7 protein-coding genes and 2 pseudogenes are annotated in these 9,331 nt (G+C 70.1%); 2 read left to right on the top strand and 7 right to left on the bottom strand.

The window, feature by feature from the left end; all coding sequences use genetic code 11:
• On the top strand, positions 1 to 1,938 hold the full coding sequence (locus ACFVYN_RS13410; RefSeq protein WP_389996929.1) for an alpha-glucuronidase: 1,938 nt from the start codon (positions 1 to 3) through the stop codon (positions 1,936 to 1,938).
• Here the strand turns inward: ACFVYN_RS13410 and ACFVYN_RS13415 are convergent.
• The 5 genes and pseudogenes from ACFVYN_RS13415 to ACFVYN_RS13435 form a co-directional block, all read right to left on the bottom strand.
• A complete protein-coding gene (locus ACFVYN_RS13415; RefSeq protein ID WP_389996931.1) occupies positions 1,932 to 2,132 on the bottom strand; it encodes a Beta-galactosidase C-terminal domain in 201 nt (66 codons plus the stop codon). The genes ACFVYN_RS13410 and ACFVYN_RS13415 overlap by 7 nt on opposite strands.
• Before the next feature lie 49 nt (positions 2,133 to 2,181).
• Positions 2,182 to 2,805, bottom strand: coding sequence for a hypothetical protein (locus ACFVYN_RS13420; RefSeq protein ID WP_389996969.1), 624 nt, complete (start codon positions 2,803 to 2,805; stop codon positions 2,182 to 2,184).
• A gap of 188 nt (positions 2,806 to 2,993) precedes the next feature.
• Positions 2,994 to 3,623: pseudogene (locus ACFVYN_RS13425) on the bottom strand (xylan 1,4-beta-xylosidase); the annotation flags it as partial.
• 120 nt (positions 3,624 to 3,743) lie between these two features.
• Positions 3,744 to 4,616, bottom strand: a complete 873-nt coding sequence (locus ACFVYN_RS13430; RefSeq protein ID WP_389996933.1) for a carbohydrate ABC transporter permease — start codon at positions 4,614 to 4,616, stop codon at positions 3,744 to 3,746.
• Positions 4,610 to 5,589: pseudogene (locus ACFVYN_RS13435) on the bottom strand (ABC transporter permease). The gene ACFVYN_RS13430 and the pseudogene ACFVYN_RS13435 overlap by 7 nt, the downstream one beginning before the upstream one ends.
• Before the next feature lie 203 nt (positions 5,590 to 5,792).
• On the opposite strand from ACFVYN_RS13435, the gene ACFVYN_RS13440 reads away from it, so the two are divergent.
• Positions 5,793 to 6,788 (top strand): acetylxylan esterase, encoded by a 996-nt coding sequence (locus ACFVYN_RS13440; RefSeq protein ID WP_389996935.1) that lies wholly within the window; start codon positions 5,793 to 5,795, stop codon positions 6,786 to 6,788.
• A gap of 228 nt (positions 6,789 to 7,016) precedes the next feature.
• Here ACFVYN_RS13440 and ACFVYN_RS13445 read toward each other — a convergent pair whose 3' ends face one another.
• Positions 7,017 to 8,081, bottom strand: a complete 1,065-nt coding sequence (locus ACFVYN_RS13445) for a lytic polysaccharide monooxygenase (RefSeq protein ID WP_389996938.1) — start codon at positions 8,079 to 8,081, stop codon at positions 7,017 to 7,019.
• A gap of 448 nt (positions 8,082 to 8,529) precedes the next feature.
• On the bottom strand, positions 8,530 to 9,111 hold the full coding sequence (locus ACFVYN_RS13450) for an HD domain-containing protein (RefSeq protein WP_389996940.1): 582 nt from the start codon (positions 9,109 to 9,111) through the stop codon (positions 8,530 to 8,532).
• Positions 9,112 to 9,331: the final 220 nt, after the last annotated feature.

Below are 9,331 nucleotides of genomic sequence, written 5' to 3' on the forward strand. Positions count from 1 at the left end.
ATGCAGGGTGTCGATCCGGCCTGGCTGCCGGACGAGGCGTTCCGGCCGATCGGCACCCGGCGGACCCTGATCCGCGGCTCGGGTCCACTGGTGGACACGGTCCACGGGGAGGTGGCGGCGGCCTGTGAACGGTTCGGCGGAAGCGTCTCGCGCGAACTCGAGTCCTGCGACCTGGTGTTGGAGCTGGACGGTGACGACGGCTCCGAGGGGTTCGTGTACGGACGCCGTGACGGCTGTACGACCGTCACGGCGTCCGGCGCCCGCGGGTTGCTGTACGGGTTCTTCCACGTCGTGCGGCTCGGGGAGGCGGCGTTCCAGGGGCAGCTCCAACAGGAGCAGCAGCAACCGCAGTTGGCACTGCGCATGCTCGACCACTGGGACAACGTGGCTGTGCACCCGGTCATGGGCCAGGTGGAGCGCGGGTACGCCGGCGGGTCGCTGTTCTGGGAAGACGGACGGACGCGCGGGGACCTGGGCCGGGTGCGGCAGTACGGCAGGCTGCTCGCGGCCTGCGGGATCAACGCCGTGGCCGTCAACAACGTCAACGTGCACGCGACCGAGGCACGGCTGCTGACCGACCGGATCGGTGAAGTCGCCGACATCGCGGGTGCGTTGCGGCCGTACGGGATGCGCGTCCATCTCTCGGTGACCTTTGCCGCGCCGATGGTGCTGGGCGGTCTGCCGACGGCCGATCCGCTCGACCCGGACGTCTCGGCGTGGTGGGCCGAGGCGACCGCGCGGGTGTACGCGGCGATCCCCGACTTCGGCGGGTTCGTGGTGAAGGCCGACTCCGAGGGACAGCCGGGCCCGTTCGCGTACAGGCGCACCCACGCCGACGGCGCCAACATGCTGGCCGCCGCTCTGGAACCGCACGGCGGTACGGTCCACTGGCGGGCCTTCGTCTACGACCACCGCCAGGACTGGCGGGACCGCTCGACCGACCGGGCGCGGGCCGCGTACGACCATTTCGTGCCGCTGGACGGGGAGTTCGCCGACAACGCCGTCCTCCAGGTCAAGCACGGGCCGATGGACTTCCAGGTCCGGGAGCCGGTCTCACCCCTCATCGGGGCGATGCCCGGCACGCGGCTGGCGGTGGAGTTCCAGGCGACGCAGGAGTACACCGGGCAGCAGCGGCACGCGTGCTGGCTCGGGCCGATGTGGAGCGAGGTGCTGCGCTTCGGGATGGACGGGGATGCCATGGTCGGTGAGGTGGCGCGCGGTGGGCTCGTCGCCGTGTCCAACGTCGGGGACGATGTGTTCTGGACCGGGCATCCGCTGGCCCAGGCGAACCTGTACACGTTCGGGCGGCTGGCCTGGGAGCCGGGGGCCGATCCGCATCGCGTCCTCGACGAATGGATCGGGCTCACCTTCGGGAGCGGGCCGGCGGCGGGGGTGCGCGCGGTGTTGACCGGATCATGGCGGACGTACGAGAAGTACACCGCGCCGCTCGGAGTCGGTTTCATGGTCCAGCCGGGGCACCACTACGGGCCGAGCGTCGACGGATACGAGTACAGCCCGTGGGGCACCTACCACTTCGCCGACCGCGACGGCCTCGGTGTCGACCGGAGCGTGGCGAGCGGGACCGGGTACGCCGGGCAGTACGCGAAGCCCTGGGCCGAGGTGTACGAGTCCGTGGAGACCTGCCCGGACGAGCTGCTGCTGTTCTTCCACCACGTGTCGTACGACCACACGCTGCACAGCGGCAAGACGGTGATCCAGCACATCTACGACACCCACTTCGAGGGCGTGGCGGAGGTGGAGGCGGCACGGGAGGTGTGGGCCTCGCTGGCGGGCCTCGTGGACCCGGCGCGGCACGCGCGGGTGACGGAGCGGTTCGAGGAGCAGCTCCGCAGTGCCCGCGAGTGGCGCGATCAGGTCAACAGCTACTTCTTCCGGAAGTCCGGGGTGCCGGACGAGCGGGGGCGGACCATCTACTGACGGGCGCAGGACGGCGACGCCCCTGCGGTCGAGAGCGAGTGGGGCGTCCGCCTCCGTCTGTTTCCGGTGAGCAGGTCGATCGCGGTGGTGTGAGCCTTCAACCGGGCTGGTGCGTCGGCGTGGTTGAGGATGAACAGCAGGCGCGTGCCGTCGGCTGAGACCCCGGTCGCGGTCTCCAAGCCCTCGTGGACCACTGCTCCGGGTCGTAGTCGCCGCCGTAGGGGATCTTGGAGCTCGACGGGCTCATGCGGTGAAGTCCTCCTGGGTCTCGGCGATCACCGGACGGCTGCTGTGCAGCAGGGACAGCAGCAGCGGGGCCGCCAGCAGGGCGGGCAGGGCCTCGGTCAGTACGGCGGTCCCGGCGGCCGACAGGACGAGCAGCGAGGCGGCGCCGAGGGTGGCGCGGCCGTGCCGGAACAGGAAGTAGCCGGCGAGGCGTGCGGTGTCCCTCCCACGGAAGGCGAACAGGGCGGTGAGAACGAGCGCGTGCGCACCCCACAGGAGGCAGCCGACGCCGATCGCCGCGAGCAGCACGGCCCACCAGCCGGGCAGGCCGGTGGCGGTGAAGTGGGTGAGCGTGAAGGCGATGACCGTGAGCCAGGCCAGCAGGGGTGTCCACAGCTTCAGGACGGGGACGGCGTTGAGCCGCCAGCCGCGCCAGTAGGACCGGGCCGGGTGGAGGTCGGTGAGGTCGCGGTCGCGGTGGTGGAGGGCGTACAGGGCGGCGGCCGTGGCCGGGCCGAGGGGCAGCAGGCATACGGCGGCGAGGGGGAGGTTGGCGGGGGCAGGGCCCAGCAGGAGCAGACCCGCCAGGCCCGGGGAGGCGGCGAGGAGGAGCAGGGCCTCGACGGTGACGAGGGTGTGGATGAGGGCGGCGGCGCGGGAGAGGGAGCCGGTGCCGAAGGAGGGTGCGGCGGAGGTGGTGGGGTGAGGGGCGGGGGATGCGCGGTTCTGGGGCGGTCGTTGCCCGGCGGGTGGGCGGCGTGGGACGGTGCCGCGCCGCACTCGGCTCACCGGGATCACCTCGGTCGCTCCACGTGCCCCGCTCACCCCACTCACCGCGGCCCCGTCCCCAGCAGTCGGCGTTCGTCCCACCACTCCGGTGCCTCCTCCACGACCGGGTTCACCTCCACGAGCGTGATCTCGTGGCGGGCCAGCGTCAGGTCCAGTGCGGTCCGGTCGTCCTCGACCGGCAGCCGCAGGTGCTGCCGGCCGGGCTCGGCCGCCTCGTGGAGTACGTCGAGCTGGTGCGGGTGGGGCGAGCGCGGGCTGCCCATCCGCTGCCAGGCCGTGCGGGCGTTGCCCTGCTCCTCGTCGACCACGGACCGCCGCACGAACGCCTCGCGCGCACCCGGCACCGGCACGGACAGGCGCAGCCGGTGGCGGGTCGGCCCGGGGGTCTCGCCGCTCGCGTCGACCGGCGCCCAGGCGAGGACGGTCACCCGGCCGTCGGGGTGCCGGGTGACCAGGTGGTCGGCGCCGCGGGTGAGCAGGTCGGGGCCCATGCGGGCCATGAAGGCGTAGAGGTGGTAGGTCGGTTTCCTCACCTGTCGGTGGGTGAGCAGGCCGAAGCCGCCGTGGAAGAGCGCGGTCGGCGGGCCGTTCTCCTCGAACATGTCGCTGAAGGTCCAGTACGAGAAGGAGTCGACGTGATTGCCGCCGCGCGCGAGGACGGGGGCCAGGTACCGCAGCCGGTGAGAGTGGCGAGGCCGATGAATCCCGCGGCGGCCAGGATCTGACGTCGTGACAGCTGTCCGGTGTTCTCCACGGATACTCCCTTGTTCCGTAAGTGAATTGACGTGCTGTCAGCCCTTGACCGCGCCGAGCATCACGCCCGAGACGAAGAAACGCTGGACGAACGGATACACGCAGATGATCGGCAGCGCGGTGAGCACGATGGTGACCGCCTGGATGCTCGCGCCGACCTGGCTGAGCTCCGCGGTGCCGGCGCCCGCGTTGCCGCCGCCGGTGGCACCGGCGATGAGGTTGCGCAGATAGACGGTGACCGGCATCAGGTCGGAGTGGTCCATGTAGAGGAACGCGCTGAACCAGGAGTTCCAGAAGGACACCGTGTAGAAGAGCACCATGGTCGCCACGACCGCCTTGGACAGCGGCACCACGATCCTGAGGAGGATGCCGTAGGTGCTCAGGCCGTCGATCTGGGCGGCCTCCTCCAGATCGGTCGGCAGGCTCTCGAAGAAGGCCTTCATCACCAGCAGGTTGAAGACGCTGATCGCGTTGGGCAGCGCGATGGCCCAGACGCTGTTCTTCAGCCCGAGCTCGGTGACCAGGATGTAGTTCGGGATCAGGCCGCCGGTGAAGAACATCGTGAACACGGCGATGCCAACGAGCAGGCCGCGCCCCCTGAGGTTCTTCTTCGACAGGACGTAGGCGTAACAGGTGGTCAGGACCATGGCCACGACGGTGGACACGAGCGTGTAGAACACGGTGTTGCCGTAGTTGCGCCAGAACATCGAGTCCTGGAAGACGATCCGGTACGTGGTGAGGTTGAACCCCTTGGGCCACAGGGTCACTTCACCGGCCCGGATCTGCCGCTCCCCGCTGAAGGACCTCGCGACGATGTTGACGAAGGGGTACAGGGTGACGAGCACCACCAGGGTCAGGATCACCCCGTTGACGCCTTGGAAGACCCGGTAGGAACGGCTCGGTCTCACCACAGGCTGGTCCCCACTGTGCGGCGCGAGAGCGTGTTGGCGGTCGTGATCAGGACCAGGCCGATAACCGCCTCGAACAGGCCGATGGCGGCGGCGTAACTGAAGCTGTTGGACTCGACGCCCGCCCGGTAGACGTATGTCGAGATCACGTCGGCGGTCGGGTAGGTCAGCGGGTTGTAGAGCAGCAGGACCTTCTCGAAGCCGACCGCCATGAAGGTGCCGATGTTGAGGATCAGCAGCGTGATCATGGTGGGGCGGATGCCGGGCAGGGTGACGTGCCAGATCTGTTTCCAGCGGTTGGCGCCGTCGATGCGCGCGGCCTCGTACAGGTCCTCGTCGATGGTGGTGAGCGCGGCGAGGTAGAGGATCGTGCCCCAGCCGGCGGTCTGCCAGACCTCCGAGCCGACGTAGATCGTGCGGAACCAGTCGGGCTCTGGATGAAGCGGATCTCGTCGTGGCCGAACCAGGCGAGGGCGTGGTTGACCGGCCCGTCGGTGGCGAGCATCTGCATCGTGAGGCCCGCGACGATCACGATCGACAGGAAGTGCGGAAGGTACGACACCGACTGCACGAACCGCTTCAGGGAGCGCCGGCGCACCTCGTTGAGCAGGAGGGCGAGGACGATCGGGATGGGGAAGCAGAACAGCAGTGTGAGCCCGCCGAGCCACAGAGTGTTGCGGAACACCTGCCAGAAGGTCGGGTCGCTGAGGAACATGCGCACATAGCGCAGACCCACCCAGTCCTCGCCGAACATCGAGCCGCCGGGCTCGAAGCGCCGGAACGCGATCACGTTGCCGATCATCGGGAGATAGCGGAAGACCAGGAAGAACAGCAGCGGCAGGACGGCCAGCGAGTAGAGCTGCCAGTCGCGGCGCAGGGCCCGGCGCCAACTCCTGCGCGGCGAGGGGTGGGTGACGGCCACGGGTGGGTCTTCGACGCTGGACGGTGGAGAGGCCGACTTGACGAATGTGCTCATGCTCGGTCCTCTCAGACGGAGGCACGGAACCGAAACTTTCGAGCCCTTACCGGTAAGTTCGCGGCAACTTAGAGGCACGGAGAAAGCGCTGTCAATGGGGCGGGCAGGAGATACCTGGGGCGGGAGTGGGGTAGGACACGAAGGCCACATCCCGGCCCTCTCCGCAAGTTTCATTACTTGGACCGACTCATGCGAGGTGCCCTGTGCCTGCGTTCGACCTGCCCCTCAGGGAGCTGGAGCAGTACCGTCCCGACGTCCAGGAACCCCCCGATTTCGACGAGTTCTGGCGTGACACCCTGACGGAGGCGGCGCAGGCTGACGTGTTGGTGTCGGTGCGCCCGGCGGAGAGCGGTCTGCGGCTGACCCAGACCTGGGACGTGACCTTCCGCGGCTTCGCCGGTGATCCGGTACGCGCCTGGTACAGCCGGCCCACCGGGGTGCGCGAGCCGCTGCCCGCGGTCGTCGAGTACGCCGGGTACGGCCGTGGCCGCGGCCTCCCCCACGAGCGGCTGACCTGGGTGAACGCCGGGTACGCGCATCTGCTGATGGACAACCGCGGCCAGGGCGACCAGTACGGCAACGGCGGCGCGACCTCCGACCCGCACCCCTCGGCACCGGGCGGCCCGGGCCCCGCGGCACGGGGGCTGCTCGATCCACGCGCCTACCACTACCGCCGGCTCATCACGGACGCGGTGCGCGCGGTGACGGCGGTGCGGGCGCTGCCGGACGTGGACGCGCAACGCGTCGCGGCCGTCGGCAACAGCCAGGGCGGCGGACTGGCGCTGGCGGTCGCGGGGCTGGTGCCGGATCTGGCGGCGGTCCTGGTCACCGCGCCTTTCCTGTGCGGGATCCGGCGCGCTCTGGACCTGACCGACGCGAGTCCGTACGGCGAGATCAGCGCGTACCTCTCGGTGCACCGGGGGGTGGAGGAGGCCGCGTACCGCACGCTCTCGTATGTGGAGGGCGTCTCCTTCGCGCGGCGCGCCGGCGCCCCGGCCCACTTCGGAACCGGCCTGCGCGACACGGTGTGCCCGCCGAGCGGGGCGTACGCGGCCTTCAACCGCTACGGCGAACTGACCGGCGTGAACCCCCGCAAGGAGATCCACGCCTACCCCTACAACGGCCACGAGGGCGGCGACGGGGTGCAGGTGCGGCGGCAACTCGACTGGTTGCGAGGAGTGTTGGAGGTCAGTCGGTAGCCAGGGGGAAGACGTGCGGGTGCGCGTTCCGCGGCAGTCTCACGCTCGCGATCTCGCACGTCGGCGAGCGGCAGCTGTCCGTGCGGCCCGGCGCGTGGTTCAGCACCCGTGCACCGTCCGAGTCATCCATCCCACGCCCCAGTTCCGGCACGGCTCGCGGACCCGGTGGCGCACAGCCCCACCGGGTCCGTCCTGAGCGGAAGGTCCGAGCGTTTTTCTGACGGTTACTCAGCCGACCCTGCAGGGAAGGGTCGTGGCCGCGTCGCCTCCGGAGCCGGTGACGACGTATCCGAACGTCGCGCTCTGTCCCGGACTGAGCGAGCCGTTCCAGTTGGCGTTGTGCACCATCACGTCCTGGCCGGTGTAGGTGGCGTTGCCGTTCCAGAGACTGTCGACCTTCTGTCCGGCCGGCAGGGCCCAGTCGACCATCCAGCCCAGCATCGGGACGTTTCCGGAGTTGGTGACGGTCACCTCGGACTGGTAGCCGCCGCTCCAACTGCCGGTGGTCCTGCGGGTGGCCGTGCAGGTGCCGGGCACCGGCTCGGACGGGTTGCCGGGCTCGTGGATGCCGGTGACCTCGCCGTTGCCGCCGTCGAAGACGACGTCGGAGCAGGAGTAGAAGGTCTCCGCGCTGTCCGAGCGCTGCCAGACCATGTAGATGATGTGGCGACCGGACTTGTTCGCCGGGAGCTGCCCCGTCCAGGAGTAGTTGGCCTCGACCGTGCCCGGGCTGCCGTTGAGCGGCGGGTGGTCGACACTGAGGAACGGCTGGGCCTCCATGTCGTCCCAGGTGAGGGTCTTCTTGGGGTCGAAGCCGTCCTTGGTGACGTAGACGTAGAACCAACCCGGGTGTGCGGCCCAGGCGTTGTAGGAGAAGTCGACCGTCTTGCCCGCGGTGAGGTGGGTGAGCGGCCAGTCGTCGCGGGCGGCGTCGAAGCCGGTGAAGTTGGTGTTGCCGCCGCTGCACAGCTGGCCGTCCGGCACGAAGCCGCGGGTGCGGCCGGCGCCGTCCGAGCGGAGCACGGAGAACCAGTTGTAGAACGGCGTGGTGCCGCTGACCGCCTGCGCGTTCCGGCAGGCCGGGTTGACCGGCTTGATCTCACCGGTGTCGGTCAGCGCGTCCTGCCAGCACAGGAAGGTGCGGCTGGCGGGCTTCATCGGGGTGCCGTGGGCCTCCGCCCTGCCGCCGGCCGTGAGGACCAGGCTGAGGGCGGGGATGGTGGCGAGCAGGGAGACGAGGACCAGGAAGAGGGCTCTGGGGCGTGTCACCCTCGATAACTTTGTCAGGATCATGACAGTCCAGTCCGTTCCTTGGGGTACGGGCCGTGCGAGGTGTGGGGTTGCCTGCGGGTGCCTGCGGGTGCCTGCAGGCACCTGCGGGTGCCGTGGGATGGGGGCGACCGGCGGGCGGGTTCCGGTCCGTCCGAATGGGAGCGCTCCCACCCCACGTGTTGCGGAAGGTAGCGCGAAGTGGGGCGACTGTAAACAGGTGGCGGTGTTTCGTGGGGGGATTGCGGGTGGGGGCGGCGGGTTGGGCGTGTGGATGGGCGGGGTGGCTGTCTCGGGGTTGGCTGTATGGATGGGCGGGGTGGGGAGTCTCGGGGTTTGAGCCGCGCGGGCATGGCCAGGGGCGTCCAGTCGACGGGGCTCGCCCGTTTCGTCGCACCGGGACCAGACGTCTCGTACTGCCGTCGCCGGGCGTCGGCCGGTCACACCGGGATCGGTCGCCTGACCGACCGGCTCACACCGGGTGGGCCGTCTGAAAGGCCAGCCGCTCCTGCGCGCCTTCTCCTACAGCCGTCAGCATGTCGTCGAGGGCCAGGAACTCCTCCCACACCGTCCGGCCGCTAGCCTCGGCCAGCCTCCTGACCACCAGGTCCTCCAGTTCCTGCACCCGCTTGTTCTTCCAGATCTTGTCGGCGAGGCTGACGAGCAGGTCTTCGAGCCCGATGCCGGGAAGGGTCCAGGCCGCGTGCGTGGCAGCGAAGCGGGCGCGGTCGGGGGTGACGCCGAGGGCCAGGAGGAGGTCACGGCCGGCCTCCTCGTGTGCGGAGCCGGGGCCGGAGAGTTCGCGGACGTGCGAGGCCTTTCCCACGTCGTGCGTCGCGGCCCCGAACAGCACTGCCTGCCGGTCCAGTTGGATCCCAGGGCACCGCTCCGCCAGCCACTCGACGAGCTCGTACGCCACGTCGTGCACGAGTCTCAGGTGGGCAGCAAGGCGGGGCGGGGCGTCCAGCGTGTGCAGGAGTCTGGCGGCCTCGTCGGGGAGGGGGCGGGGGCCGGGGGCGTGGAGGGCGTGGTGCAGGGGGTCGCGGGTGGTCACGCGGTAACGGTAGGGGTGCGGAAGGGAGTTGGGGTGGGTCCGGGCGTGCCGTCCGCCGACCGACGGCACGCGGCACGCGGCACGCGGCACGCGGCAGGGACAACCGACCTGCCGGTTCCGACAACGAGCTCCGCACCGATGGGAACGCACGGGACAGCAGCGTCTCCGCGTGCAGCGCGAGCAGGGCGGGGCATCTGGGGCCTGGCAGGCCCCAGATGCC

The sequence above is a fragment of the Streptomyces sp. NPDC058307 genome (genome assembly GCF_042880295.1).
GTDB lineage: Bacteria > Actinomycetota > Actinomycetes > Streptomycetales > Streptomycetaceae > Streptomyces.

Coding starts and splice junctions, on each gene's coding strand:
- ACFVYN_RS13410 (WP_389996929.1), top strand. CDS start 1: ATGCAGGGTGTCGATCCGGCCTGGCTGCCGGACGAGGCGTTCCGGCCG.
- ACFVYN_RS13445 (WP_389996938.1), bottom strand. CDS start 8,081: ATGATCCTGACAAAGTTATCGAGGGTGACACGCCCCAGAGCCCTCTTC.